General features: G+C 71.5%; 23 protein-coding genes. 14 read left to right on the plus strand and 9 right to left on the minus strand.

Annotation, left to right across the window (positions count from 1 at the left end; all coding sequences use genetic code 11):
- Positions 1–29: 29 nt before the first annotated feature.
- Both ACQEUU_RS15955 and ACQEUU_RS15960 read right to left on the minus strand, forming a co-directional pair.
- The gene (locus ACQEUU_RS15955; protein ID WP_270156254.1) at positions 30–275 is read right to left on the minus strand and encodes a sulfurtransferase TusA family protein; all 246 of its coding nucleotides are present in this window, start codon (positions 273–275) and stop codon (positions 30–32) included.
- Positions 272–1405 (minus strand): cysteine desulfurase family protein, encoded by a 1134-nt coding sequence (locus ACQEUU_RS15960; RefSeq protein ID WP_270156255.1) that lies wholly within the window; start codon positions 1403–1405, stop codon positions 272–274. Before ACQEUU_RS15960 ends, ACQEUU_RS15955 begins: the two co-directional genes overlap by 4 nt.
- A 198-nt stretch (positions 1406–1603) precedes the next feature.
- Here ACQEUU_RS15960 and ctaC point away from each other — a divergent pair, with 198 nt between their 5' ends.
- The 5 genes from ctaC to ACQEUU_RS15985 all read left to right on the plus strand — a co-directional run bounded on the left by ctaC (position 1604) and on the right by ACQEUU_RS15985 (position 6267).
- On the plus strand, positions 1604–2386 hold the full coding sequence (ctaC, locus tag ACQEUU_RS15965; RefSeq protein ID WP_433071857.1) for an aa3-type cytochrome oxidase subunit II: 783 nt from the start codon (positions 1604–1606) through the stop codon (positions 2384–2386).
- Positions 2383–4059: an aa3-type cytochrome oxidase subunit I gene (gene ctaD / locus ACQEUU_RS15970; protein ID WP_433066318.1), complete on the plus strand. Its 1677-nt coding sequence runs from the start codon at positions 2383–2385 to the stop codon at positions 4057–4059. The genes ctaC and ctaD overlap by 4 nt, the downstream gene beginning before the upstream one ends.
- Positions 4056–4469 (plus strand): cytochrome c oxidase subunit 4, encoded by a 414-nt coding sequence (locus ACQEUU_RS15975; protein WP_270156258.1) that lies wholly within the window; start codon positions 4056–4058, stop codon positions 4467–4469. Before ctaD ends, ACQEUU_RS15975 begins: the two co-directional genes overlap by 4 nt.
- Positions 4470–4720: 251 nt before the next feature.
- On the plus strand, positions 4721–5911 hold the full coding sequence (locus tag ACQEUU_RS15980; RefSeq protein WP_433066321.1) for a L,D-transpeptidase: 1191 nt from the start codon (positions 4721–4723) through the stop codon (positions 5909–5911).
- Positions 5869–6267, plus strand: coding sequence for a hypothetical protein (locus tag ACQEUU_RS15985; protein ID WP_433066324.1), 399 nt, complete (start codon positions 5869–5871; stop codon positions 6265–6267). The genes ACQEUU_RS15980 and ACQEUU_RS15985 overlap by 43 nt, the downstream gene beginning before the upstream one ends.
- Here the strand turns inward: ACQEUU_RS15985 and trpD are convergent.
- Together trpD and ACQEUU_RS15995 are read right to left on the minus strand one after the other, a co-directional pair.
- Complete coding sequence (gene trpD / locus ACQEUU_RS15990) at positions 6177–7220, minus strand: anthranilate phosphoribosyltransferase (RefSeq protein ID WP_433071858.1); 1044 nt, start codon at positions 7218–7220, stop codon at positions 6177–6179. The genes ACQEUU_RS15985 and trpD overlap by 91 nt on opposite strands.
- A 9-nt stretch (positions 7221–7229) precedes the next feature.
- The gene (locus ACQEUU_RS15995) at positions 7230–7628 is read right to left on the minus strand and encodes a hypothetical protein (RefSeq protein ID WP_270156279.1); all 399 of its coding nucleotides are present in this window, start codon (positions 7626–7628) and stop codon (positions 7230–7232) included.
- Between the two features lie 204 nt (positions 7629–7832).
- On the opposite strand from ACQEUU_RS15995, the gene ctaE reads away from it, so the two are divergent.
- From ctaE to qcrB, 4 genes are read left to right on the plus strand one after another with little or no spacing between them, the layout of a single operon-like run.
- Positions 7833–8477 carry an aa3-type cytochrome oxidase subunit III gene (gene ctaE / locus ACQEUU_RS16000; RefSeq protein WP_433066327.1) on the plus strand — a complete coding sequence of 215 codons (645 nt, stop codon included), beginning with the start codon at positions 7833–7835 and terminating at the stop codon, positions 8475–8477.
- Positions 8478–8491: 14 nt separating this feature from the next.
- The gene (gene qcrC / locus ACQEUU_RS16005) at positions 8492–9301 is read left to right on the plus strand and encodes a cytochrome bc1 complex diheme cytochrome c subunit (protein WP_270156262.1); all 810 of its coding nucleotides are present in this window, start codon (positions 8492–8494) and stop codon (positions 9299–9301) included.
- A complete protein-coding gene (gene qcrA, locus ACQEUU_RS16010) occupies positions 9298–10419 on the plus strand; it encodes a cytochrome bc1 complex Rieske iron-sulfur subunit (protein ID WP_433066331.1) in 1122 nt (373 codons plus the stop codon). Before qcrC ends, qcrA begins: the two co-directional genes overlap by 4 nt.
- Complete coding sequence (gene qcrB / locus ACQEUU_RS16015; RefSeq protein WP_433066333.1) at positions 10416–12065, plus strand: cytochrome bc1 complex cytochrome b subunit; 1650 nt, start codon at positions 10416–10418, stop codon at positions 12063–12065. Before qcrA ends, qcrB begins: the two co-directional genes overlap by 4 nt.
- A 183-nt stretch (positions 12066–12248) precedes the next feature.
- On the opposite strand, the gene ACQEUU_RS16020 is transcribed toward qcrB, so the two are convergent.
- Both ACQEUU_RS16020 and ACQEUU_RS16025 read right to left on the minus strand, forming a co-directional pair.
- Positions 12249–12536 carry an Lrp/AsnC family transcriptional regulator gene (locus ACQEUU_RS16020; RefSeq protein ID WP_270156265.1) on the minus strand — a complete coding sequence of 96 codons (288 nt, stop codon included), beginning with the start codon at positions 12534–12536 and terminating at the stop codon, positions 12249–12251.
- 18 nt (positions 12537–12554) lie between these two features.
- Positions 12555–14279: a DEDD exonuclease domain-containing protein gene (locus ACQEUU_RS16025; RefSeq protein ID WP_433066335.1), complete on the minus strand. Its 1725-nt coding sequence runs from the start codon at positions 14277–14279 to the stop codon at positions 12555–12557.
- 84 nt (positions 14280–14363) lie between these two features.
- Here ACQEUU_RS16025 and ACQEUU_RS16030 point away from each other — a divergent pair, with 84 nt between their 5' ends.
- The 3 genes from ACQEUU_RS16030 (at position 14364) to ACQEUU_RS16040 (ending at position 19148) form a co-directional block, all read left to right on the plus strand.
- Positions 14364–15890, plus strand: coding sequence for a serine/threonine-protein kinase (locus tag ACQEUU_RS16030; protein WP_433066338.1), 1527 nt, complete (start codon positions 14364–14366; stop codon positions 15888–15890).
- Positions 15880–17319, plus strand: coding sequence for a serine/threonine-protein kinase (locus tag ACQEUU_RS16035; protein WP_433066341.1), 1440 nt, complete (start codon positions 15880–15882; stop codon positions 17317–17319). Before ACQEUU_RS16030 ends, ACQEUU_RS16035 begins: the two co-directional genes overlap by 11 nt.
- A gap of 344 nt (positions 17320–17663) precedes the next feature.
- A complete protein-coding gene (locus ACQEUU_RS16040) occupies positions 17664–19148 on the plus strand; it encodes a hypothetical protein (protein ID WP_433066343.1) in 1485 nt (494 codons plus the stop codon).
- Here the strand turns inward: ACQEUU_RS16040 and ACQEUU_RS16045 are convergent.
- From ACQEUU_RS16045 to ACQEUU_RS16055, 3 genes are read right to left on the minus strand one after another with little or no spacing between them, the layout of a single operon-like run.
- The gene (locus ACQEUU_RS16045; RefSeq protein ID WP_433066346.1) at positions 19145–22135 is read right to left on the minus strand and encodes an FtsX-like permease family protein; all 2991 of its coding nucleotides are present in this window, start codon (positions 22133–22135) and stop codon (positions 19145–19147) included. The two genes, ACQEUU_RS16040 and ACQEUU_RS16045, sit on opposite strands and share 4 nt — an antisense overlap.
- Positions 22132–22998, minus strand: a complete 867-nt coding sequence (locus tag ACQEUU_RS16050; protein WP_433066349.1) for an ABC transporter ATP-binding protein — start codon at positions 22996–22998, stop codon at positions 22132–22134. The genes ACQEUU_RS16045 and ACQEUU_RS16050 overlap by 4 nt, the downstream gene beginning before the upstream one ends.
- Positions 22995–23639: an ATP-binding cassette domain-containing protein gene (locus ACQEUU_RS16055; RefSeq protein WP_433066352.1), complete on the minus strand. Its 645-nt coding sequence runs from the start codon at positions 23637–23639 to the stop codon at positions 22995–22997. The genes ACQEUU_RS16050 and ACQEUU_RS16055 overlap by 4 nt, the downstream gene beginning before the upstream one ends.
- 268 nt (positions 23640–23907) lie before the next feature.
- Between ACQEUU_RS16055 and ACQEUU_RS16060 the strand changes: the two genes are divergently transcribed.
- Entirely contained in the window at positions 23908–25116 is a 1209-nt protein-coding gene (locus ACQEUU_RS16060; RefSeq protein WP_433066355.1) for a sensor histidine kinase, read from the plus strand.
- 70 nt (positions 25117–25186) lie between these two features.
- Positions 25187–25855, plus strand: a complete 669-nt coding sequence (locus tag ACQEUU_RS16065; protein WP_433066358.1) for a response regulator — start codon at positions 25187–25189, stop codon at positions 25853–25855.
- Positions 25856–26144: the final 289 nt, after the last annotated feature.

Here is a 26144-nt window from a genome sequence, read left to right on the forward strand (position 1 = left end):
TCCAGGGGGACTACCCCGTGACGTGCGGCTCAGTAGTTGCGCCGCACGTGGATCGCCCAGCCCCCCTCGGGCAGTTCGTACGAGCCGACGTGGCGGTGGGACTTGAGCCGGCACCAGGCGGGCACGTCGGTGTAGGCCGCGGGATCGTCGGCCAGCACGGCCACCACGGCGTTCAGCGGAACATTGTTGATCTTCTCGGCGAGCATGATGATCGGGATGGGGCACTTCTTCCCCAGCGCGTCGATCGTCAGCACCGGATGAGTGGTCTCGGTCATGCGACTCCTGCGTCCTGGCGGATCCGGGCCACGAGCTCGGGCAGCACGGCGAGAAACCTGTCGACCTCCGCCGCCGAGGCGCCCCTGGGCAGTGACACCCGGACATTCCCATGCGTGAGCACGCCCATCGCTTCCAGAACGTGCGATGGACGAAGCGTACTAGCCGTGCAGGAACTCCCCGACGAGACCGCGAATCCCGCCTTGTCGAGCTCGGTCAGCAGCGCCTCGCCGTCCACGTACAGACAGGAGAACGTGACGATGTGCGGCGCCCGGCCGTCGGGGTCGCCGATCACCTCCACGTCCGGCACCACCTTCGGCACCGTCTCCCTGATCCTGGCGACCAGCGCGGACAGCCTGGAGCGTTCCCGGACGGCGTCGGCCGTCATCGCGCGCAGCGCGGCCGCCGCCGCCACGATGGCCGGCACGTTCTCGAACCCCGGCACCCGCCTGTGCTCGCGCTCGTCCTCCGGCAGGAACGAGCGGAACCGGGTGCCCTTCCTGACCGCCAGCACGCCGACGCCGGGCGGGCCGCCCCACTTGTGCGCGCTGGCCGTCAGCACCGACCAGCCCTCGGGCACCGGCATCCGGCCGGCCGTCTGGGCCGCGTCGACCAGCAGCGGCACCCCGTGGCGGCGGCACGCGGCCGCGGCCTCGGCCACCGGCTGGAGTGTGCCGACCTCGTGGTTGGCCGTCTGCAGGCAGGCCAGGGCGGTGCCGGGACGGGACACCGCCTCGGAGAACGCCGCCAGATCGACCCGTCCCAGCCGGTCGACGCCGACGATCTCGGCGCTGCCGCCGTCGCGTTCGTGCAGGCGGGCGGTGTGCAGCACGCTGGAGTGCTCGACGGCCGAGGTCACCAGGTGACGTCCGGCCCGCCGTCTGCCCTGTAGGGTGCCGAGCAGACCGAGATGCACGGCCTGTGTGCCGGACGAGGTGAACGTCACCTCGTCGGGCCGCGCGCCCAGCGCCTCGGCCACTTCCGTACGGGCCTGCTCCAGCAGCAGGTGGGCACGGCGGGCCTGGTTGTAGAGCCTCGCGGGATCGGCCCAGCCGACGTCGATGGCCGCCAGCAGCGCTTCACGCGCCTGGGGGTGCAGCGGCTCGGTGGAGGCCGCGTCGAAGTACGCCACGGTTCTATGATCCCACTCGCGGCACGCCATGGAGGGGCCGCGCGGAAGGGCGGGGCACTTGCACGCTAATGTGTCTGCAATCAGCTGTGCATCAGGAAATACGAGCGCCCGGGAGAGACTCCCGGGCTTCATCTGTGGGGTAGGCGATCCGTGAGTCCGACCCGCCGTTCGACGCGGCGTCCGTTGGCCCGGCGTAGAGTGCCGCGCGCCGTCGCTTTGGCGTTGCTTGTGTCCTCCGCTGCGGCGTGTGCTGGAGACGTTCCCGAGGCAGAGTGGTCCAACGGGCTGCTGCCGGGCGCGATCACCGAGCAGGGTGAGACCGTCACCGCTCTGTGGAACGGAGCGTGGATCGCCGCGCTCGCCACCGGTGCGGTGGTCATCGGCCTGATCGTGTGGGCCTGCCTCTTCCACACCAGGCGCAGGGCCAAGGCCGAGCTGCCGCCGCAGGTTCGCTACAACCTGCCGATCGAGATGCTCTACACCCTGGTGCCTCTCGTCATGGTGTCGGTGTTCTTCTTCTTCACCGCGCGCGACTCCGAGGAGCTGACCTACGTCTCGGGCGACGCCCCGGTGAAGGTCAAGGTCGAGGCGTTCCAGTGGAGCTGGCGTTTCACCACGACGGTCAACGGCCAGACCACCGAGCCGGTGACCGGCATGCCGGTCAGCGACTACCAGCAGGGTCCGCAGCTCGTGCTGCCGGTCAAGCAGCGGGTGGAGTTCGACCTTGAGACCGACAACGTGATCCACTCCTTCTGGGTGCCCGAGTTCCTGTTCAAGCGGGACGTCATCCCCGGCATCCCCGAGGACAACCCGGGACGCAAGTTCGAGATCACCACCCTTGACGAGCCCGGCGTCTACGCCGGCCGCTGCGCCGAGCTGTGCGGCGTCGACCACAGCCGCATGCTCTTCTCGGTGAAGCTCGTGTCACAGCAGGAGTTCGACCAGTACGTCGCGTCCAACCAGGCGGGGAGTGCCCAGTGACCGCCATCCAAGAGCCCGTCTCCACACCGGTCCGGCCGGTGCGGCGGCCCACCTCCAAGGGCCGCATCATCGCCAAGTGGCTGTCCTCCACGGACCACAAGGTGATCGGCAACCTCTACCTGATCACCGCGTTCATCTTCTTCCTGGTCGGCGGGCTGATGGCCCTGGTCATGCGGGCCGAGCTGGCCCAGCCGGGGCTGCAGTTCACCAGCAACGAGCAGTTCAACCAGCTGTTCACCATGCACGGCACGATCATGCTGCTGATGTTCGCGACGCCGTTGTTCGCGGCCTTCGCGAACGCGATCATGCCGCTGCAGATCGGCGCCCCCGACGTGGCGTTCCCCCGCCTCAACATGGTGAGCTACTGGCTCTTCCTGTTCGGCAGCCTCATCGCGGTCTCGGGCTTCCTCACCCCTGAGGGCGCCGCGGCCTTCGGCTGGTTCGGCTACGCGCCGCTGTCCAACGCGGTCTACTCGCCCGGTATCGGCGGCGACCTGTGGATCATGGGTCTGGCGATGTCGGGTCTGGGCACGATCCTGGGCGCGGTCAACTTCATCACCACGATCATCTGCATGCGGGCGCCGGGCATGACCATGTTCCGGATGCCGATCTTCACCTGGAACATCCTGCTGACCAGCATGCTCGTGCTGATGGCCTTCCCGGTGCTGGCCGCCGCGCTGCTCGCGCTGGAGTCCGACCGCAAGTTCGGCACCCAGATCTTCGCCACCGAGGTCGGCGGGCCGATGCTGTGGCAGCACCTGTTCTGGTTCTTCGGCCATCCCGAGGTCTACATCATCGCGCTGCCGTTCTTCGGCATCATCACGGAGATCCTGCCGGTCTTCAGCCGTAAGCCGATCTTCGGTTACATCGGCCTGGTCGGCGCGACGATCTCCATCGCCGGCCTGTCGATGACCGTGTGGGCGCACCACATGTTCCCGACGGGGCAGGTCCTGCTGCCGTTCTTCTCGTTCATGACGTTCCTCATCGCGGTGCCGACGGGCGTGAAGTTCTTCAACTGGATCGGCACGATGTGGCGCGGCCACCTGTCGTTCGAGTCGCCGATGCTCTACTCGATCGGCTTCCTGGTGACGTTCCTGCTCGGCGGCCTGACCGGTGTCATCCTGGCCTCGCCGCCGCTCGACTTCCACATCAGCGACACCTACTTCGTCGTCGCCCACTTCCACTACGTGGTCTTCGGCACGGTCGTGTTCGCGATGTTCGCCGGGTTCTTCTTCTGGTGGCCCAAGCTCACCGGCAGGATGCTCGACGACCGGCTCGGCAAGCTGCAGTTCTGGCTGCTGTTCATCGGCTTCCACGCCACGTTCCTGGTGCAGCACTGGCTGGGCATGCTCGGCTTCCCGCGCCGCTACGCCGACTACGGGGCCGCTGACGGCTTCACCGACCTCAACATGATCTCGTCGGTGGGCGCGTTCGTGCTCGGGGCCTCGACGCTGCCGTTCTTCTACAACGTCTGGAAGACCTGGCGCACGGCGCCCAAGGTCACCGTCGACGACCCGTGGGGTTACGGCGGCTCGCTCGAGTGGGCGACCTCCTGCCCGCCGCCGCGCCACAACTTCACCAAGCTGCCTCCCATCCGGTCCGAGCGTCCCGCGTTCGACCTCAAGTACCCGCACCTGTCCGCCAAGCCCGCGCCGGAGGTGGAGGCCCGATGAAGGTCCAAGGTTGGCTGTTCCTGCTGTGCGGTCTGTTCTTCGCCGGCGTCACCGTCGCCTACTGGTTCTGGACCAAGGCGGCCACCGGCGTGGGCGAGCCGGTCGGCACCACCGCGATGGCGATCTCGGTCGGCTTCGCGTTCATGATCGGCTACTACCTGATGTTCACCGCGCGGCGCATCGGCGACCAGCCGGAGGACAACAAGCAGGCCGACATCAGCGACGGCGCCGGTGAGATCGGCTTCTTCAGCCCCAGCAGCTGGTGGCCGCTGTTCGTCTGCCTGGCGGCGGCCTTCACCTTCGCCGGGTTCGTCATCGGCCTGTGGATGTTCTTCATCGGGGTGTTCCTGGTGATCATGGCGCTGATCGGCTTCGTGTTCCAGTACTACCGGGGCCACTTCTCGCACTGAGCCTCGTCCAGGAGCGGGCGTCCTTCTTCGAGAGGGGACGCCCGCTTTTTGGTGTTCTTTACTGAAACGCGGATATGGCCAATCGATCACTCAGGGTAATAAGAGAGGTGAATCTGCTCGACTCGGACGGGGGAGTGCGTGTGGCGTATCGATCGTTGGGCCAGGCTCGACGCACGGCCTGGAGCGCGCGCCTGCGCGGGGGCCTGAGCGACGGTCTGAGCAGGGGCCTGAGCAGGGGCCTGAGCAGGGGCTTGCGCAGGGGACTCGGTCTGAGCCTGAGCCTGGGCCTGGCCGTGACGCCGGCGGCGTGCTCGGCTAGCAGCGCCGCGAACGAGGACCGGCAGGCGGCCCCCGACGCCACCGTCGCGATCCAGCCGGCCGACCGGGCGGCCAACGTGCCGACAGACCAGGGAGTCGTCGTGGCGGTCCTCGGCGGCACGCTCAGGAGCGTCACGGTGCGCAGCGAGGACGGGACCCTCGCGGGCGTGCTGAGCACCGACAAGACCCGCTGGCGCAGCACCGCCACCGCCCGCCCGGGAGCCAGGTACACGGTCAGCTCGATCGCCGTCAACGCCGACGGCAAGCAGACCGAGAAGACGAGCACGTTCTCCACCGTGAAGGCGGCCAAGGCCTTCGACGTCCAGAGCATCACGCCCAGCAAGGGCACCACCGGCCTGACGGTCGGCGTCGGCATGCCCATCATGATCGCCTTCGACCAGCCGATCACCGATCGCGTCTCGGTCGAGCGCAACCTGCTCGTCCGTACCTCCAGGCCCGTCGAGGGGGCCTGGCACTGGTTCGACGACCAGCACGTCGACTTCCGGCCGCGTCAGTACTGGCCCGCGCACACCGACGTGCGCGTGGAGGCCAACCTGGCGGGCGTGCATGGCGGCAAGGGCATGTACGGCAAGCGCGACCTGGCGCTGGACTTCCGGGTCGGCCGCTCCCAGATCACCAAGGGCAGCGTCAACGAGCACGTCCTGGTCGTGCGGCGCAACGGCAAGAAGATCCGTGAGATGCCGATGAGCGCCGGCCAGGGCGGCGTCATGAAATATCACACCACTTCGGGCATCCATCTGGCGATGTCCCGCGAGCCCGTCACCGTCATGACCTCGCCCGGAATCGGCCCCGGCCAGGCCGGCTACTACCAGATGACCGTCTACAACACGGTGCGGATCTCCAACAGCGGCGAGTACGTGCACAGCGCGCCCTGGTCGGTGGGCTCACAGGGCAACTCCAACGTCAGCCACGGCTGCGTGAACATCAGCCCCGCCAACGCGGCCTGGTTCATCGAGAACACGCTGATCGGCGACCCCATCGTCATCACGGGCTCACCGCGCCCGCTGGAGCCGACGAACGGCTGGGGTCACTGGCAGGAGAACTGGAAGCAGTGGCTCAAGTGGAGCTCCATCAAGGACGGGCCGACCCTGCCGTTCTCCTGACCCTCGGCCACGGCCGGGCCGCCGCCGCCGGACACCCGCAGACGCCGCCGTCGGGCGCCTTCCACGGGATGGTGGTGCGCGCCCTGCTCGGAGACGGGCCGACCGGCCTCACCCTGGAGCATCCGCTGACACCACATCAGGTGATCATCACGGGAGAGCGAGCGGGTGACGCGTCCGAGCACGAGTACCTCGCGCAGACCGGCCTGCGCAGGTACGGCGTCGACGACCTGGAGCGCGGTTCCGGGCCGGCGGCGTTGCCCGAGGGTCAGGAGGCGATGGAGCCGCTGGTCTTGATCCAGCCTTCGAGGGTGGCCGAGGCCCGGCCGGAGTCGACCGCCTGGGTGGCCCGCGCGTAGGCGTCGATCATGGCTGAGTCGAGGTCGTCGCCGGGGCCGTCGAGCGCGACCAGTGCCGCGGCCGCGTTGAGCAGCACGGCGTCGCGCACCGGCCCGGACTTGCCGCCGAGTGTGTCGTGCACCGCTCGGGCGTTGAAGGCCACGTCGCCGCCGCGCAGGGCGTCCGCCTCGGCCCGGGGGATGCCGAGCACCGCGGGGTCGAACGTGGTCCGGTCGGCGCCGCCGTCGTGGACCACCCACACCGTGGAGGTGGTGGCGATGGTCAGCTCGTCCAGCCCGTCGTCGCCGCGGAAGACCAGGGCGGACACGCCGCGCTCGGCGAAGACCCCGGCCAGCACCGGCAGCATGCGCGGGTCGTACACGCCGATGGCCTGAGCGGTCGGCCGGGCCGGGTTGGTGAGCGGGCCGAGGAAGTTGAAGACGGTGGGGACGCCGATCTCCTTGCGGGTCGGCCCGGCGAAGCGCAGCGCCGGGTGGTAGACCGGGGCGAAGCAGAAGGCGATGCCGGCCTCGGTGGCCACCCGGGCGGTCTGCTCCGGGGTCAGGTCGAGACGGATGCCGAGGTGCTCCAGCACGTCGGCGGCGCCGCACGAGGAGGAGGCGGCGCGGTTGCCGTGCTTGACGACGCGGGCGCCGGCGGCCGCGGTCACGATGGCGGCCATGGTGGAGACGTTCACGGTGTGGGCGCGGTCGCCGCCGGTGCCGACCACGTCGACGATCGGGCCCTCGACGTGCAGGGGAGTCGCGAGGTCGAGCATCGTGCGGGCCAGGCCGGTCACCTCGGCCACCGTCTCGCCCTTGGCGCGCAGGGCGACGACGAAGGCGGAGATCTGGGCGGGCGTGGCGGAGCCGGACATGATCTCCCGCATCGCCCAGGCCGTCTCGTCGGCCGTGAGGTGCTCCCCGGACAGGAGCGCGGAGAGGATCGCCGGCCAGGTCGTCCGCGAATCCACGTCAGGCACCTACTTAGCGTTGAGTCGGCTGGAGGAGCGGCGGCGCATCAGGTCGGCGACGGTCTCGGCCAGCACGAGGGGCTCCAGGGGCTGGGACACCACGGCGTCGGCCTTGGACCAGTCGGCCAGCCACCGGTCGTCGCGCCGGGCGATGATGAGGCAGATCGGCGGGCAGTCGTAGACCTCGTCCTTGGCCTGGCGGCTGATGCCCATGCCGCCGGCGGGCTGGGTCTCGCCGTCGAGCACGGCGACGTCGATCTCGCCGGAGCCGAGCCACTGGTGGACCTTGGGCTCGGTGGCGCACTCCACGATCTCGACGAAGGGCACGTCCGCGGCCGGTCGCCGGCCGATGGCCAGCTTCACCTCCTGCCGGGTGGCGGCGTCGTCGCTGTAGACGAGGACCTTCATCGTGTCGTCGGTGCTCACGGTCGCACTCACTATCGGTCGAAGCGGTAGGGTCACCTGGGATCGTACCGTTGGCGTGGCGTGCGAACCCAGGCCAGCACCCCTGGTGGGTGTTATGTCCTGATTATCTCAGGTGGGATGCCTGCTTGTACCCGCTAACGGGGGGTCGTGCGCCGGACCGACCACAGGAGCCGCAATAATGGCGCCGTGGCGACAGCATCCGCAATTACTTCGACGACGACAGGTCAGGCGTACCGCAGACCAAACCTGGTCAGTGTGGGTACGATCGTCTGGCTGTCCTCTGAGCTCATGTTCTTCGCGGCGCTGTTCGCGATGTACTTCACCATCCGGTCGGTGAGCGTGGGCCAAGGCATCGATTGGGGGCCCGCCTACACCCAGGCGGGCGCCTCGACCGAGGGTCTGGCTCACCTGAACATCCCGTTCGCGACGGTCAACACGATCATCCTGGTACTGTCCAGCGTGACGTGCCAGCTCGGCGTGTGGGCCGCGGAAAAGGGGCAAGTCAGCAAGCTCAGGTTCTGGTACTTCGTCAGCTTCCTCATGGGCTCGGTCTTCATCGCCGGCCAGCTGTACGAGTACATGGAGCTGGCAAACGAGGGCGCGACCTTGTCCGCCAACCCCTACACGTCGGTGTTCTACCTCACGACGGGCTTCCACGGCCTGCACGTGACCGGTGGACTGATCGCGTTCCTGTTCATGCTGGGACGTACGTACGCCGCGAAGCGCTTCACGCATGAGCAGGCCACCAGCGCCATCGTCGTGTCCTACTACTGGCACTTCGTCGACGTCGTCTGGATCGGTCTTTTCGCGACCATCTACATCATTCGGTAAGGAACGGGATCTCTGTGGTTAGGATCACCGCTTGGCGGCGGCATCCCCTCGCGAGATACGCCGTCCTGATTTTGGCGTTGGCGCTGGTCGGGACGGCATATGCCACCTTCGTGCAGGTGAGCAGGCCCGCTGACGCGGCGCTCGCGTCGGGTAAGGCTGACGACGTGGCCAGAGGCAAGAGCCTCTTCCAGGCCCACTGCGCCAGCTGCCACGGGCTCAACGCCCAGGGCACCTCTACGGGGCCCACGCTCATCGGCGTCGGCGCCGCGGCCGTCGACTTCCAGATGAGCACCGGCCGGATGCCCGCGGCCGATCCGGGAGCCCAGGTGCCGCGCAAGCCGCTGCCCTCGTGGGTCGACAGCAACAGCATCAGCGACATCGCGGCCTACGTGCAGTCGCTCGGCGGCGGTCCCACCGTGCCGTCCGGCGAGCAGGTCGACCCCGCGCTGGGCGACGCCGCCAAGGGCGGTGAGCTGTTCCGCGCCAACTGCATCCAGTGTCACAACTGGGCGGGCGCCGGCGGCGCTCTGACGCGCGGCAAGTACGCCCCCAACTTGAACGAGTCTTCTCCCACCCAGATCTACGAGGCGATGGTCACGGGCCCGCAGGCGATGCCCGTCTTCAACGACACGACGATCACGCCCGAAGAGAAGCGCAACATGATCGCCTACATCGTCCAGGTGCGCGAGCAGAGGGACCCCGGAGGCTTCGGCCTCGGGCGCATCGGCCCGGTCACCGAAGGACTCGTAGCATGGATCGTAGGCATCCTGGCCCTGGTCCTCGCCGCCATCTGGATCACCGCGAAGAAGCGACAGAAGTCATGACTGACAACGAGCACGAGATCGAGCAGCCGGACGATCGCGTCCCCAAGCGCGTGATCGGCACCCCCCCACCGGGCACCTCGATGCTCGGCGAGGCGGAGGCGCGCGACGCCGGCGTCACCGGGGGCGAGACCCCCGGCATCACGCTGCAGGACGAGCAGAAGGCGCGCCGGGCCGAGAAGCTCGTGGCCCTCTGCTTCCTGATCACGTTCCTGGCGGGGATCGCCTTCCTCGTCTCCTACGTGGTCTTCCAGGTGGGCGACCCCGACGCGACCGGCACGTCCAACCTGGCCCTCGGCAGCTCCCTCACCGTGGCGGTGCTGGCCATGGCCGTCGGCATCGTCGTCTGGGTCCGCCAGATCATGCCGAAGTACGCCCTGGTCCAGGAGCGCCACGAGATGGTCTCCGGCGGGGACGCCCGCGAGGTCGTGGCCGACACCTTCGTCGAGGGCGCCAACGAGAGCGGCTTCGTCAAGGGCAAGATGATGCGCCGCACGCTCCTGCTGGCGGCGGCGCCGCTCGGCCTGATCCCGCTGATCATGCTGCGCGACCTCGACAACACCAAGATGAAGGCCACCAACTTCAACAAGTTGCTGCGCCACACCGTCTGGGGCGAGAAGACCGAGGACGGCAGGCCGCTGCGCCTGGTCGTCGAGGGCACCGGCCAGCCGATCAGGGCGGCCGACTTCAACTCTCCCGGCGGCATCATGTCGATCGTGCCCGAAGGCTACGAGCACGACATGAACGTGCTCGCCAAGGCCACACTGATCCTGATCAAGTTCCGGCCCGAGGAGCTGAAGTCGGGCGTCAACAAGAACTGGACGCACGACGGCATCGTGGCCTACTCGAAGATCTGCACGCACGTCGGCTGCCCCGCGGCCCTGTACGAGCAGACGACCCACCACATCCTGTGCCCGTGCCACCAGTCGACGTTCGACGCCGCCGACGGCGCCAAGGTCATCTTCGGCCCGGCGGCCCGGCCGCTGCCGCAGCTGCCGATCACCGTCGACAACGAGGGCTACCTCGTCGCGGCCGGCGACTTCCCGGTCCCGGTCGGTCCCAGCTACTGGGAGCGCGGTGACGCCGAGGCCGAGGCCAGGGCCAAGGGAGGCCAGGCATGAGCGAGCTGACAACCGTTCCCAAGGCGATCGGCGGGCCGTCCAACTGGCTCGACGAGCGGCTGGGCGGGGCCAACTTCCTCAAGCGCAACTTGCGCAAGATCTTCCCCGACCACTGGTCGTTCCTGCTCGGGGAGATCGCCCTCTACTCGTTCATCATCCTGCTGCTGACCGGCACGTTCCTGACGTTCTGGTTCCAGCCCAGCATGGAGCACGTGATCTACAACGGCTCCTACGCGCCGCTGCAGGGCGTGGGGATGTCCGCGGCCTACGCGTCGTCGCTGGAGATCAGCTTCGACGTCCGCGGAGGTCTGCTCATCCGGCAGATGCACCACTGGGCGGCCCTGCTGTTCGTCGCGGGCATGATGGCCCACATGCTGCGGGTGTTCTTCACCGGCGCCTACCGCAAGCCGCGTGAGATCAACTGGATCATCGGCATCCTGCTGCTGACCCTGGCCCTGGCCGAGGGCCTCACCGGTTACTCGCTGCCGGACGACCTGCTCTCCGGCGCGGGTCTGCGGATCACCGAGGGCGTGGCCATCTCGCTGCCGCTGGTGGGCACGTACATCACGTTCTTCCTGTTCGGCGGGGAGTACCCGGGCACGGACATCATCGCCCGGTTCTACTCGCTGCACATCCTGCTCATCCCCGGCATCCTGCTGGCGCTGATCTCCGCCCACATGGTGCTCATGTGGGTGCAGAAGCACACCCAGATGGCGGGCAAGGGACGGACCAACCAGAACGTGGTGGGCGCGCCGTTCTACCCGGCGTTCATGGCCAAGGCGGGCGCCTACTTCCTGTTCACGCTCGGCGTGATCGCCGGTCTGGCGACGTTCGCCCAGATCAACCCGATCTGGATCTACGGTCCCTACACCCCGGCCGACATCTCCGCGGGATCACAGCCCGACTGGTACATGGGCTTCCTGGAAGGCTCGCTGCGCATCATGCCGGCCTGGGAGATCAACATGTTCGGCACGGCCCACGCGGGCACGCTGCCGCTCAGTGTGATCATTCCGGCGCTGGTGCCGCTGGGCATCGTCATGACCGGGCTGGCGCTCTATCCGTTCCTGGAACGCTGGATCACCGGCGACAACCGCGAGCACCACATCGCGGAGCGCCCGCGCAACAACCCGCACCGCACCTCGATCGGCATGGCGGGCATCTCGTTCTACGGCGTGCTCTGGCTGCTGGGGGCGAACGACGAGATCTCGGCGTTCTTCCACATCAACCTCAACTGGACCACGTACGCCGGTCGCGTGCTGGTGTTCGCCGCCCCGGTGCTGGCGTACATCATCACCTACCGGATCTGCCTGGGCCTGCAGCGCTCGGACGCCGAGGTGCTCAGCCACGGCGTGGAGTCGGGTGTCATCAAGCGGCTGCCGCACGGTGAGTTCATCGAGGTCCACACGCCTCCGGCGGACGACATCGAGGCCCACGTGCGGGGCAAGCAGGCGGTGCCGATGCTGCCGGTGGCCGAGGACCCGTCCGGCATCCCGCCGAAGGGCATGCGCGGCCCGATCGGCAAGCTGCGCGCCCGCATGTCCAAGGCGTACGGCGGCGAGAAGATCCCCCTCGAGTCCGGCCACGGCCACGAGGAGGACGAGCACGCCGCGATCGGTCCCGGCGAGGACCACACGGTGTCGCGCTAGCAAGCGGTTTCGAAGGGCCCGGACGCCTCGTCCGGGCCCTTCGGCCTTTCCGGCCGTGCGTCGGATGAGAGGACCGCCGTGGCAAAGGGCGGATGCCGGGTGCCCGGCGCGGCAGCAGGACGCGCCGCCGGTCAGCCGGGTGCGGTGCCTCGGGCGAACGCCGGTGAGGCGCTCATCCCTCCGTCAGTCGGCGTACGGGAAGCCGATGGAGAAGGCCGCGTCCAGGTCGTGCTTGGAGTAGGCGCGGAAGGCGATGTGGGTCTCGGTGTTGAGCACGCCGGGCACCTTGTTGATGCGTCCGGGGATGACCTCGGCGATCTGCTCGTACTCGGCCACGCGCACCATGGCCAGCAGGTCGTAGTCGCCGGTGATGGAGTAGACCTCGCTGACGCCGTCGATCTCGGCGATCGTCTCGGCGACCTCCGGGATGCGGTCGACCTCGGCGTTGATGTGAACGATAGCCGTGACCATGACGCCCACTGTAGCGAATCAGCGCAGAGGCCGCCCTTCGCGGTGGCGGACGCGGTCGAATCCCTGGTAGGCCAGGTCGATGCGGGCCTTGTGGCGGGCGGCGCCGTGGGCGGGCAGGCTCCACTCGCCGTCGACCTCGACCAGCCGCACCCCGGGAGACTCCAGCCAGCGCAGGATGCACTCGGTCTCCTCGGCGCTGGCGGCGTGGACCGGGCCGGGGCCGGGGATGACGGCCTCGGCCGCGGTGGACAGCGATTCGACGAACGGGGTGGGGTGGGCGCCGCGCGGCATGACCCCGGCCGCGGCGAGACGGCCGTAGCGGATCACGTGGATGTCCCAGCCGCCGTCGAAGGCGGGGCTGGCCGCCACCAGGTGGGGGATGCGGGTGACGGAGGACAGCCGCTGCATGCGGGCGGCGGTGCGGACGAACGCCGCCAGCCGGTCGCGGTCGACGGACGCCTCCTCGTAGCGCTGCTCGACCGACAGCCGCTCCATCCGGGCCGAGACCGCGGAGAAGACGGGGGAGGCGTCGAGCGTCATCGCCCGCCGCGCCGCCTCGGCATGGGTGAGGTAGTCGGCCTGGCTCTGCTTGCCCTCGCAGGGGGCGCCGCAGCGGCCCATCTCGTGCAGGACGCACGCGGCGCGGCGGGTGCGCAGGCTGATCGGCTGGGTGCACTGGCGCAGCGGCACCGCCTCGTGCAGGGCGTTGCGGGCGTCGTCGGCCAGGCGGGTGCTGGAGAAGGGGCCGAGGTAGGCGGCGCCGTCGTCCTTCACCTCGCGCACGATCGACAGGCGCGGGAACGGCTCCTGGGTCAGCTTGAGCCAGACGACCTTCTCGGGGAACCGGGACCTGCGGTTGTAGCGGGGCTTGGCGCCGCCGATCAGGCGCAGCTCGCGCACCTCCGCCTCCAGGGCGGTCGCGCACACGATGTGGCGGACCCGCTCGGCGATGCCGATCATCTCGCGGATGCGCGGCCGGGTCTCGCCGGCGGTGAAGTAGGAGCGTACGCGGTTGCGCAGGTTGGTGCTCTTGCCGATGTAGAGGATCTCGCCGCGCTCGTCCTCGAAGAAGTAGACGCCCGGGGCGTGCGGCACCGACTCGGCGAGGTGGCGCTTGCGCTGCTGCTCGGGCGTGGGGGCGCGGACGAACGACTTGAGCTCCTCCAGCGTGTGGACCTGGAAGGAACCGGCCCGCTCGATGAGCCCGTGGAGCACGTCGACGGTGGCCCTGGCGTCCTGGAGCGCGCGGTGGCACGGCTCGGTGGCGGCGCGGAAGAACCGGGCCAGCGTGGACAGCTTGCTGTTGGGCGTCTCGTCGCGGGTGAGCACCCGCCGGGCCAGGTCGACGGTGTCGACCACCGGGTTGGCCGGCGGGGGATAGCCGTGGGAGGCGCAGGCGGCCTTGAGGAAGCGCGTGTCGAAGCCCGCGTTGTGGGCGACGAGCGTGGCCCCCCTGATGAACTCCAGGAAGCTCGGCAGCACGGCCTCGACGCGCGGGGCCGCCATGACCATCGCGTCGGTGATGCCCGTCAGCACCGAGATGAACGGCGGGATCGGCCCACCGGGGTCGACCAGGGTGGAGAACTCGCCCAGCACCTCGCCCGCCCGCACCTTCACCGCGCCGATCTCGGTGATCTTGTCGTCGGCCGGTGATCCGCCGGTGGTCTCGAGGTCGAACACCACGAACGTGACCTCGCTCAGCGGGGTGCCGAGCTCGTCGAGAGTGCCTTGTACGGGATCCACGATCCAAGACCATAGAGAGGGCGACCGACAGTTGCGTCACCGACCGAATAACTATTCGGCTTGATCCTTCGTTACCCTTCCTTTGTGTCCGGGGAACGACTGGCCAACCGCTACCTTCTGCTGCGACCGCTCGGCAGCGGCGGCATGGGGCGGGTCTGGCTGGCCAGGGACGAGATGCTCGACCGCGAGGTGGCGGTCAAGGAGCTGACGCTGCCCGAAGGGCTGCCGCCCCACGACCGCGCCGAGCTCATCGCCAGGGCCGCGCGCGAGGCGCAGGCGACCGCCCAGCTCCGCCACCCGGGCATCGTGGCCCTGCACGACGTGGTCGTCGAGCACGACCGGCCGTGGCTGGTGATGGAGCTGCTGCGCGGCCGTACCCTCGGCGACGCGGTCCGCGAGCACGGGCCGATGCCGCAGGAGTACGCGGCCAGGATCGGCGCGGAGATGCTCGACGCGCTGGCCGCGGCGCACGCCCGAGGCCTGCAGCACCGCGACGTCAAGCCGGGCAACGTCTTCCTGACCGACAGCGGCAGGGCGGTGCTCACCGACTTCGGCATCGCCCGCCAGGAGGGCCAGTCGACGCTGACCGAGCAGGGCTTGATGATCGGCTCGCCCGGCTTCATCGCGCCCGAGCGGCTGGAGGGCGGCCCCGGCGGTCCGGCCAGCGACGTGTGGTCGCTCGGCGCGACCCTGTTCGTCGCGGTGACCGGCGGTCCCGCCTACGACGGCACGGCGGCCCAGCGCATCCGCGCGACGCTCACGCAGCCGGTGCCGCACGCGCCGGGCCCGCTCGGCCCGGTGATCGCCGCGATGATGGCGCCCGACCCCGCCGCCCGGCCGCCCGCGCCGCACCTGGCCCAGGCGCTGCGCCAGGCCGCGTCCGGGCAGCAGCCGCACCTGGTCACCCACCACGACGTGACGGCCACCGGCCAGGCCGGCCAGACAGGCCAGGCGGGCAAGCGCGGCAGGCCGCTGGTGCTGGTGGCCGTGGCCGCGGTCGCCGCCCTGGTGGTCGCAGCCGCCACGACGGCCGTCCTGATGATGCGCGATCGCGTCGCGGGCGGCGTCCCGGAGGCGTTCACGGCGCCGATGGACGTCTGCTCGCTGCTGGACGACGAGGAGGTCGGCCTCTACCTGCGCACGCAGCGGCTGCCCAAGCCGGCTCCCGGCTCCGACGAGGTCGGCCCGCGCTGCCAGTGGCCGATCCAGAGCACGGGGGTCGAGGTCCAGCTGCAGAAGGACTCCGACACCCGCGACCCGTGGACGATGACCCCCGAGGCGGCCCGTGCGCTGTTCGCCAACCAGCAGCGCTGGTGGAGCCGGCACGACAAGCTCGACTGGACGTGGCCGGAGATCGGCGCCGACGGCAGCCTCCCGGTGACCCGCACCGCCGTACGGAAGATCGACGGCGTCGGCGAGGAGGCGTTCGCGTTCGAGCTGAAGGGCAGGACCGGCCGACTCCACACCGCCCTGGTCTACTACCGGCTGTCCAACCTGGTGGTCTTCGTCGGCTACACGGCGCTGTCGGAGCGGCTCGGCGACGAGGACATCAAGCAGACGGCGCTGAAGGCCGCCAAGGCCACCGAGCAGGCGTTGCGCCGTGCGGGGTGACGCCTACCTGCTGGCCCGCCGCTACCACCTGCTGGAGCGGCTCGGCGAGGGCGGCGCCGGCACGGTGTGGCGGGCCCGCGACACGGTGCTCAACCGCGAGGTCGCGGTCAAGCAGGTGCGGGTGCCGCCCCAGCTCACGCCGGGCCAGCGGGCCCGGTTCGCCGACCGGGCGATCCACGAGGCGCGGACCGCCGGCCGGCTGCGCGACCCGGCCATCGTCATGATCCACGACGTGGTGCTCGAAGGCGACCAGCCGTGGATCATCATGGACCTGGTCACCGGCCGCTCCCTGGAGCAGGCGATCAGGGAGTACGGCCCGCTGCCGCCCGAGAGCGTGGCCCGCATCGGCCTGAGCGTGCTGTCCGCCCTGCGGGTGGCCCACTCGCACGGCATGGTCCACCAGGACGTCAAACCGGGCAACATCCTCCTCGACGCCGACGGCTCGGCCATGCTCACCGACTTCGGCATCGCGGTCACCATGGGGGTGAGGGGCGACCACTACGGCAGCGCCGGCTCGCCCGGCTACATGGCGCCGGAGCGGCTCAACGACGAGCCGTCCGGACCGGCCTCCGACCTGTGGTCGCTCGGCGCCAGCCTCTACACGGCGGTGGAGGGCAGGCCGCCCTTCGAACGTCCCAACCCGGCCGCGCTGGCCGCCGCCGTGCTGCTGCACGACCCCACGCCCCCCGCCAGGGCGGGGCGCGAGCTCGGCGGGCTGCTGACGGCCATGCTCGCCAAGGACCCTGCCGCGCGTCCCACCGCCGGTCAGGTCCACCAGGCGCTGGAACGCGTCGCCTCGGGTCACGTCAGGGCGGCGTCAGGGCGACGCGCGTGGTGGCCGGCGCTGCTGGTCGCCGCGGCCGTGCTGCTGGGCGCGGGCGGCTGGTACGGGTGGACGGCGCTCAACCGGGGCGAGCCGGGCCGCTACGCGACAGCCCCCGACCCGTGCCGCCTGCTCACCGACGCCCAGGCGGAAGAAGTGCTGGGAGGGGCCACCAGGCCGGAGCGCAGCCGCGAGGGGGAGTGCCAGTGGCTCCTGCGGCTGGGCTCGCAGATGAGAAGCAAGCTCACCGTACGCGTCTGGACCGAACGGCCCGACGGCTCGCGCGGGGGCCCGGAAGTGGCGGCCCGCCGGTTCGACCTGGAGCGCACCGGCCGGCAGGCCGCCGCGGGCTCGGTCTTCCGCGAGCAGGTCGGCGAGGTGCGCGACGTCCCGGGCGTGGGGGAGGCCGCGTTCGTGCAGACCCGCTTCGAGTACTACATCACCTCGCGCTCGTCCGGCCGCGCGGACACCAGGGTGCTGCTGCGTGACAGCAACCTGATAGCTGAGGTGGTCTGGCACCGGGCGGACGTCACCGCCGCCCTGGCCGCCGACGAGAAGAACGCCGTCACCGCCACCGCGATGGTCTCGGGAGCGTTGCGAGGGTGAGGCATTCAAGCGGCCTGCAACCGGGATAACTACCATGTTTTCCCGCAAGTCACGGCCAATCCCAGGAGTCATCGGTGCATTTCGGTAGCGAGAACGAGCCGCCGGCGTTCCCTCCCTCCGCACCCGGTGGACCCCACCCGCCTCAGCCCTCCCCGACGCGACGGATGCAACCGCCGTTCCCTGCACACCCGGGCCCGGGCGGCCCGGCAGGCCCGCATGGTCCGGCAGGGCCATATGGTCCGGTGAGTTCGCACGGTCCGGGGGGTCCCGGTCATTACGGCGGTCCCGGTGGTCCCGGTGGTCCCGGTCCTGGTGGTTCCGGTCCCCTGGGGCCGGGTGGTCCGATGGGGCCGCAGGGGCAGAGTGGTGCGAACGGGCCGTCCGGCGGTCCTCCAGGACCGTCGCGTCCGCCCAGGCGGCGCGGGTGGCTGCTGCCGGCGCTCGCCGCCGGCGCCGTCGTGCTGGTGGGCGGCGGCGCGGGCGGCTATCTGGTGTACGGGCAGCTCGCGGGCGACCCCGGCCCCGCGGTCCCGGCGCAGCGGCAGACCGGCCCCGCCGCCTCCGACGCCGGGGCCGATCCGGCGCCCGGCCCTGACGCCTGCGCGATGCTGCCTCCCGAGGAGGCCGACAGGCTGGTGCCCGGGGCGACCGTGGTCAAGGGCTCGCAGGAGCGCGAGACGGCCGTCATGTTCACGTGCAACCTGGTGAACCAGCGCATCTCGTACGGGGAGTTCTGGCGCAACCGCGAGATCGACATCAAGATCAACCAGCACTTGGGCGACGGCGCGAAGACCGGCAGGACCATGGCCCAGACCTCCTACGAGTTCGAGTACGGCAGCGCCAAGTACCGCGAGACCGCCAAGCCCACCCCCCGCAAGGGCGAGAAGGAGTACGTCTCCCCGGTCAAGGACGTCCCCGGCGTCGGTGACGGGGCCTACGCCCAGTACACCTGGCGCCGGTCCGGCGAGATGCTGTGGTACTCGTACGGCCAGGCCTTCGCCCGCGTCCACGACATGACGATCGAGGTCAAGTACCAGGCCGGCCAGCAGCGCAAGGACGCCGAGGTCCTGAGCAGCAAGACCACCCAGTCGATCACCGAGGAGAACGCGATCCGCGAGGTGACCGGCCTGGTCGAGCACGTCGCCAAGGGCGTGGCCGACTGGAAGGCCAGGCATCCGAACGTGGTCGCCCAGCCGTACCCGACGACCACGAGCGCCCCTGAAGCCACCCCGACCCCGTCGCCCACGCAGCTGCGGATCTTCCCCGCGGCGTGCGAGTCGATCACCCCGGACGCCACCGAGCTGGTGCCGCGGCCGGTGACCCGGGCCCGTGGCGTCGAGGTGGGCAACGACACCCAGACGGAGTGCCGCTGGCTCAACCTGGACGTGCCGGGCGTAGCGGGCAAGACCCGGGTCCGCAGCGTCCTCATCACCGTGCACGGCTTCACCAACCGGGCGGGCGTGGCCGACAAGACCGCGGCCGGCTCCTTCTACGCGACCCGGCGCGGCCAGAGCAACGGCACCGAGCACTCGACGATCGGCGGGATCGTGTTCGGCGCCGTCCGCGACATCAAGGGGCTCGGCGAGGCCGCCTACGGCAGCTACGTCCAGACGCGGCAGGGGGACGTGCACGCCGGCAGCGCCAGCGTGATGGTGCGGCAGGGTTCGCTGGTGGTGGTCGTCGACTACGCGGGCGCCGAGCGGCCCAAGGGCAAGCCCGCCGACGCGCCGGAGGTGGAGATGCTCCCCGAGAAGGAGGCCCGCGAGGGCGCGCTGAAGATGGCCAGGGCGTTCCTGGCCGCGCTGGCGGAGAAGCCGATCGGCAGCTAGGCCGGGGTGTCGCGCAGGCGCTCCACCCGGATGCCGCGCAGCAGCAGCTCGGAGACGAGCAGCGCGCACAGCAGCGTGGCCGCCAGCGCGCCGCCGGTGACGAGCGCCACAGGCAGCGCCGCGACCTCGTGCGGCAGCGGCGGCGTGACCACCGGCTCGGCGAACTGCGGGATGCGGCCCAGCGCCGCCTCGGCGGCCAGCAGCCCGGCAAGCAGCCCGGCGAGCGTGCCGGCCAGCACCGTGATCGCCTGCTCCAGCAGCAGCGCCACCCGCAGCGCCGGCACCTTCGCGCCCGCGGCCTCCAGCGCGGCCAGCTCGTAGCCGCGCCGCCGCGCCGCCGTGTGCAGGGCCAGCACGGTCCTGCCGAGCGCGAGCACGGCCGCGGCCAGTGCCGACACCAGCAGCAGCATGAGCGCGAGCCCCGGCCCCTCGGCGGCGTACCCGGCCGCGAGGTCCTCCTGGCGCACCGTGGACACCACTCTCAGCCCTTCCCTGGTCAGCGCCGCCTCCAGCGCCGCGGTGCCGGCCTGCCGGGTCCACACCTGGAACTCGGCCTTCTCGTGCACGCCGTACGCGATGCTGTCGGCCTGTTCGAGGTCCATCAGGACGCCCGTGCCGGTGATGCCCGGCGCGGCGGCCGCGACGACCGCCGGCCGGACACGGTGGGTGAAGGCGCTGTCCAGCCCCGGCATCGCCCGGGCACCCACCTCGCCGACCACGATCGCCGCGGGCTCCTGATCGTAGGTGGCCGGGCGCAGCGCGTGGACGCCCGTGTCGGACACGCCGAAGCTGCCGTCCGTGCGGCGCGGGTCCTGGTCCACCCGCCAGGCGGGCATCGGCACCTGCCGCCAGGCGCCGTCCCTCAGCACCTCCATGCCCTCCACCCGCGCCTCGACGAAGGCGCCACCCTCCACGCTGCCCAGGGCGGTCAGTTCGGCGTGGATCCTGCGCAGCTCGCAGGGCACCTGGCGGCAGGGCAGGGGCAGGTTCCACTCGTACGCGCCGCCGGTGCCGTGCAGCTTGCCCATGGTGATCGGGATCGGGCCCACCCTGCCGGTGACCCGGAAGGCGACCTTGATCTGCGCCTCCCAGCCTTCGGCCGGCTGGCTGTGAGTCAGCCGCAGCCGGAGCCGTTCGCCGCGCAGCCACACCCGGGCGGCGTCGGGGCCCGGCAGCGCGGCCATCGCCTCGGCCAGGTCCTTGCCGCCCGCCAGCGCCGGATCCCAGTGCGCCACCCGCGCCAGCCGTTCGGGGTCGGAGACCACGAGCTGCGGCGTGCCGGACACCTTGATCACCGGTGCGGCGAGGCCGCCGCCGGGGTCGGCTGCCCGGACCGCGGCGGTCAGCTTGTCCGGTTCGACCGGCTCGACGGTGATGGCGGCGGGGGCGCCGTTGTGGAAGGCCGCCACCCGCGCGTAGTCGTCGCTCGTCGCCGTCCACGCCGCCACGGCGAACGTGGCCAGCCCGAAGGCGGTGCCCAGGACGATCACGCTGCCCGCCGTCACGGGACCCCTGGCCACCTGGCGCAGCGCCAGGAAAGGCCCCAGCCCGCCGCGCCGCCGGGTGAGGCCGAACAGCCATCCGCTCACCACCGGCAGGGCACGGCTGGCCAGCAGCGCCACGCCGAGCGCCATCAGCCCGGGCACGGCCAGCGCGCTGACGCTCTCGCCGGAGGCGTCGGCGATGACCCCGGCCGCCAGCAGCTCCGTCAGGCCCAGCGCCGTCACGGCCAGCACCACCGCGTCCAGCACCCAGCCGCGTGCGCTCCTGCGCGGCGTGCGGCGCCACTCCTCGGTGATCGGCCGGGTGGCGATGCGCCAGGCCGACGCCGTCGCGGCCAGCACGCCGCCGAGCGTGGCGGCCAGCCCGGCCGCCACCGCCATCGGCGGGAACGTCGTGGGGATGCCCGCGGGCAGCAGCGCGCCGATCATCAGGCTCGCCGCGCCGAACCCCGCCGCCAGGCCGAGCGGGACGGCGAGCAGGAGCAGCAGCATCGGCTCCGCCAGCGCGAACCGCCACACCCGCACCCTGCCGTGGCCGCGCAGCCGGGCCAGCGCGATCTCCGGGCCGCGCGCCCGCACCAGGTCGCCGACCGTCTGGAACAGCAGCAGCCAGCCCAGCCCGACGAGCTGCGCGGCCACCAGCAGCGCGGGCACGCTCAGCGTCTCGGCGTTGGCGTTGATCGTCCCCAGCGTCTCGGCCACCCGGGAGAACACGATCGCGTCGGTGTCGCGGCCCACGGCCACGGCCAGCGCCTGCATCTCCGCCAGCAGCGGCAGGTCCGTCCCGGCCAACCGGTCAGGGACGAGATGGAGGATCGCGTAGTCGGTCCAGGAACCCTCCGTGGGACTCGCGCTGATGTAGTAGGTGGCCGTACGGGTCTCGCGGGCCGTGAACAGCGCGTCCACCTTGTTCTGGCTGGGCTGCCCGTGCGGGTCGAACAGCGTCCTGCCGAACCAGAACGGGTCCCCGGGCGGGCCGGGCCGGTAGACGCCGACCACCTGGAGCTCCGCCGGGTCCAGGGCGGTCGCGCCGGGCCGCGCGGCCCTCAGGGACCTCAGCCGGACGACGTCGCCGATCTTCAGCTCGGACGCCTCGCTGGCCATCACCTCCAGGGCGGCGGACGGGCAGCGCCCCCGCACGACCTCCAGGTGCTCGCACTGGCCGTCCTGCCACACCAGCGAGTACGCGCGAGGGTCGCCCTGGTCGGCGGCGCCGCTGGACACCTCCATGCCGAACACCGGTGGCTCGACGAAGCCGGCCCCCGCGGTGAACGCGGCCACCTTCGGCTCGATGCCGCCGTCGGTCGTGGTGTAGCGCCAGCCGCGCCCGTCCACCGGCGCCTCGCGCACCGCGTCGCGGACGATCGTGGTCAGCGCGGCCGCGGTGTAGATCGGGGCCACGGCGGCCGAGGCGATCGGCACCACCGCGATCAGCAGCACCACCAGGGCGAGGGTGCGGCGCTCCCACAGGCCGCGCAGGATCACGACTCGGCCCTCCGCAGCACGACCCCGTCCTCCAGCGGCTCGATCCTCGCCATGGAGCCGGGAGGCAGCAGATGATGGTACTCAGGCGGCACCTGCACCGCGCCCTCCCTGCCGACCACCACGAAGTCCTCGCCGCGCCGGCCCTCGGAGCCGACCCGGCCGTCCCGGATCGTCACCGTGCGGCCCAGCGCCTCGCTGACCGCCACGTCGTGCGTCACCACCACCGCCGTGGTGCCCTCGGCCTCGGCCGACTCCTTGATCAGGTCGATCACCCGCCGCCCGGACCCGGGGTCGAGCTGGCTGGTGGGCTCGTCGGCCAGCAGCAGCCGGGGGGAGTTCGCCAGCGCCACGGCCAGGGCCAGCCGCTGCTGCTCGCCCCCCGACATGCGGCCCGCGGGCCGGTCGCCGGCGTCGTCCAGCCCGACCCGGCTCAGCAGGTCGCGGACCCGCCGCCGGTCCCGTTTCACCGCCCGCTGGGCGAAGGCGACGTTCTGGGCGGCCGGCAGGTAGCCGATCAGGTTGCGCGACGGGTTCTGCAGCACGACGCCGATCTTCGACGCCCGCAGCCGGTCGAGCGCGCGCTGGTCGAGCCGGCCCACCTCGACCCCGTCCAGCCACAGCCGGCCCGCGCTCGGCCTCGACAACCCCGCCAGCAGCCACAGCAGCGTCGACTTGCCCGCTCCGGACGGGCCCAGCAGCGCCACCGTCTCGCCCGGGTCGATCACCAGGTCCACGTCGCGCAGCGCCACCACCTCGACGTCCTGCGCCCGGTAGATCTGCACGACCCCGTCGCAGCGCACCATGCTCACCGGGCTCACCGGGCTCACCGGGCTCACCGGGCTCACCGGGGTCACCGGGGTCACCGGCGCACCGCCGTACGCACCTCGACGATCCGGTCGCAGCGCTCCGCGACCTCCGGGTCGTGGGTCGCGATCACCAGCGTGGTGCCCTCGGCGCCGGACGCGAGCAGCTCGTCCAGCACCACCGCGCGGTGGACCGCGTCCTGCTCCGCCGTCGGCTCGTCGGCCAGCAGCACCCGGGGCCGCAGCGCCAGCGCCCTGGCCACGGCCACCCGCTGCTGCTGGCCGCCGGACAGCTCCTCCACCAGGTGGCCGGCGAACCTGGCCACCCGCAGCCGCTCCAGTGCCGCCGCCGCCAGGCCCATCGCCTCGCGCGGCGGGCGGCCCGCCGCACGCAGCGCCACCTCGACGTTCTCCGCCGCCGTCAGCAGGCTCAGCAGGCCGTACGACTGGAAGACGAGCGCGAGCCCGGCCCTCAGCTCCGGCCGCTCGTCCAGCGGCACGCCTCCCACCAGGACGCGGCCCTCGGCGGGAGGCGCCAGGCCGGCCAGCGTCGTCAGCAGCGTCGTCTTGCCCGACCCGGACGGGCCCATGAGCGCGACCCGTTCGCCTTCGCCCACGTCGAGGGTGAGGTCGTCGATGAGTTTCCGGCCCGCGACCACGCAGGACAGGGAACGGCAGGAGATCGCGGGGGCGGTTGACACTCGTGGAGCATCCACTGCGGGGCTGCTTTACGTCAACGGTTAACGACCTTGCAAGTCGGCTGCAAGCCCGGCCCCTACGGTGGAGTCCGCAGGCGACGTGGGAGCCGCGTGAGCGGGGCCCCGCCCAGCACAGGGGCCTGGGCGGGCGCGAGTGGGGAGCCGCGCGGCTCCGGCGTCCGCCGTCGCCACCGGACGTGCCTCCCGGTTGCTGCGGAATCGACTTTGGTCGCTGTTCCGGCGTCACCGTCAGGGCATAGGTTCGGGAGACGTGACCCGAGTGAACGAGCCGCGCCAGGAGTACCTCTGGCTGCTGCCGTCCGTGCTGCTCGGCGACGGGCGCTCGGCCGGGCCGGTGCGGCGCTCCACCCGCGACTGGTTCGTCGACATCGTGATGTTCCTGCTGGCCTGCGCGCTGACCCTGCTGACCGCGCTGGAGCTGGACGGGCCGCCCCCGTTGGTGGCCGCCGAGCAGGTGATCGGAGTGATCTTCTGCCTGTCGGTGTGGCTGCGCCGCCGCTGGCCGGTCGGCCTCGCGGTGGTGACCTCCGTGCTCTCGGCGTACTTCGAGATGGCGGGCGGGGCCTGCGTGGTGGCGCTGTTCACGGTGGCGGTGCACCGGCCGTTCAAGGTGTCAGGGACGATCGCGGGGTTCGGGCTGCTCATGATCGTGCCGTTCGTCCTCCTCCGGCCGGAGGTGGAGCCGGAGGGGGCGGTGTACGTGATCGGCTCCGCCGCGATCGCGCTGACCATCTTCGCCTGGGGCATCGTCGTCCGGGCCCGGCGGCAGCTCATCTGGTCGCTGCGGCAGCGCGCCGACACCGCCGCCGAGGAGGCCAAGCGGCTGGAGCGGGAGCGGATCGCCAGGGAGATGCACGACGTGCTGGCGCACCGGCTGTCCATGCTCAGCCTGCACGCCGGGGCGCTGGAGTTCCGGCCCGACGCGCCCGCCGGGGAGATCGCCCGAGCCGCCGGGGCGATCAGGAGCGGCGCCCACCTCGCGCTGCAGGACCTGCGGGAGGTGATCGGCGTGCTGCGCCACCACGCCGTTACCGCCGAGGTGCCCGACCGGCCCCAGCCCACGCTCGCCGACCTGCCGCCCCTGGTGGCCGAGTGCGAGCAGGCGGGCATGGCCGTACGCCTGACCATGGAGACCGGCGACGTGCCGGAGAAGCCGGGCCGCGACCTCTACCGCATCGTCCAGGAGGCGCTCACCAACGCGCGCAAGCACGCGGCGGGCGCCCCCGTCACCGTCACCGTGACCGGCGCGCCGGGCGAAGGGCTGGCGGCCGAGGTGCGCAACCGGCTGCCCGCGCGCCACGGTCCCCGCATCCCCGGCGTGCGGATCCCCGGCGCCGGAGCCGGGCTCATCGGCCTGACGGAGCGCGCCGAGCTGGCAGGCGGGCGGCTGGAGCACGGCCCGGCCCCCGAGGGCGAGTACGTGGTCCGCGCCTGGCTACCGTGGCCGGGGCGGACATGACGGCGCCCCGGCCGGCCGCCGGAGGGGCGAAGGGCGGACAGGCGCGGGTGAAGGGCTGGTGCGAAGCGGGATGACGACGCCGGAGGCGCGGCCGATCCGGGTGCTGATCGTCGATGACGACGCGCTCGTCCGGGCCGGGCTGTCGATGATCCTGGGCGGCGCCGGCGACGTCGAGATCGTGGGGGAGGCGGCCGACGGGGCCGAGGTGCCGCCGATCGTCGCCGAGCGCCGGCCCGACGTGGTGCTGATGGACATCCGGATGCCCGGCGTCGACGGGCTGACCGCGACCGAGAGGCTGCGGGCCGCCGGCGCGCCGCCCGAGGTCGTCGTGCTGACCACCTTCCACGCCGACGCGCAGGTGCTGCGGGCGCTGCGCGCGGGCGCGGCCGGGTTCCTGCTCAAGGACACCCCGCCCGCCGAGCTGGTCGCCGCCATCAGGAAGGTGGCTGCGGGGGAGCCGATCCTGTCGCCCGCCGTGACCCGCCAGCTGATCTCCCATCTCTCCGCCGCCGGCGCCGACGGCCGCGCCGACCGGGCCCGCGCCCTGCTCGGCCGGCTCAGCGAACGCGAGCGGGAGGTGGCGCTGGCCGTCGGGCGGGGCAGGTCCAACGCGGAGATCGGGCGGGAGCTGTTCATGAGCGTGCCGACCGTCAAGGCGCACGTCTCGCGCATCCTGACGAAGCTGCAGCTGAACAACCGGGTCCAGGTGGCCCTGCTCGTCTACGACGCCAGCCTCTGAGGGTGTGCCCCCGTGCGGGGTGGGCAGAAGGGGGCGTGGCGGCACCGGGCTGGGGATTCCAGGTTTTCGCCGACGTCGCCGGATGGCCGCCCGTGCCGTACGGGGAGACGACTCCGCGCAGGTACGGGCCACGTACGCACCGTTGGGGCGCCGTCGCCCCGTCCGGGAGGCGCGCGGGACCCGGCGGGGTCGTGGGAGAGGGCTTCGCGCAGGTCGGTCCGGGGATCCGCGGCTGCGGAGGCGGTCCGGACAAGCGCTTGCCCGGATAAGGGTGCCCGTTACGGACAGG

The organism is Nonomuraea sp. CA-218870, assembly GCF_050936535.1.
Classification (GTDB): domain Bacteria; phylum Actinomycetota; class Actinomycetes; order Streptosporangiales; family Streptosporangiaceae; genus Nonomuraea; species Nonomuraea corallina.

What these genes read in the sequence shown, in the direction of transcription:
- qcrA (WP_433066331.1), top strand. Translation starts at nt 9,298, where the DNA reads ATGACTGACAACGAGCACGAGATCGAGCAGCCGGACGATCGCGTCCCC.
- ACQEUU_RS15975 (WP_270156258.1), top strand. Translation starts at nt 4,056, where the DNA reads ATGAAGGTCCAAGGTTGGCTGTTCCTGCTGTGCGGTCTGTTCTTCGCC.
- ACQEUU_RS15995 (WP_270156279.1), bottom strand. Translation starts at nt 7,628, where the DNA reads ATGAAGGTCCTCGTCTACAGCGACGACGCCGCCACCCGGCAGGAGGTG.
- ACQEUU_RS15955 (WP_270156254.1), bottom strand. Translation starts at nt 275, where the DNA reads ATGACCGAGACCACTCATCCGGTGCTGACGATCGACGCGCTGGGGAAG.
- ACQEUU_RS16065 (WP_433066358.1), top strand. Translation starts at nt 25,187, where the DNA reads ATGACGACGCCGGAGGCGCGGCCGATCCGGGTGCTGATCGTCGATGAC.
- qcrB (WP_433066333.1), top strand. Translation starts at nt 10,416, where the DNA reads ATGAGCGAGCTGACAACCGTTCCCAAGGCGATCGGCGGGCCGTCCAAC.
- ACQEUU_RS16020 (WP_270156265.1), bottom strand. Translation starts at nt 12,536, where the DNA reads ATGGTCACGGCTATCGTTCACATCAACGCCGAGGTCGACCGCATCCCG.
- ACQEUU_RS16040 (WP_433066343.1), top strand. Translation starts at nt 17,664, where the DNA reads ATGGGGCCGCAGGGGCAGAGTGGTGCGAACGGGCCGTCCGGCGGTCCT.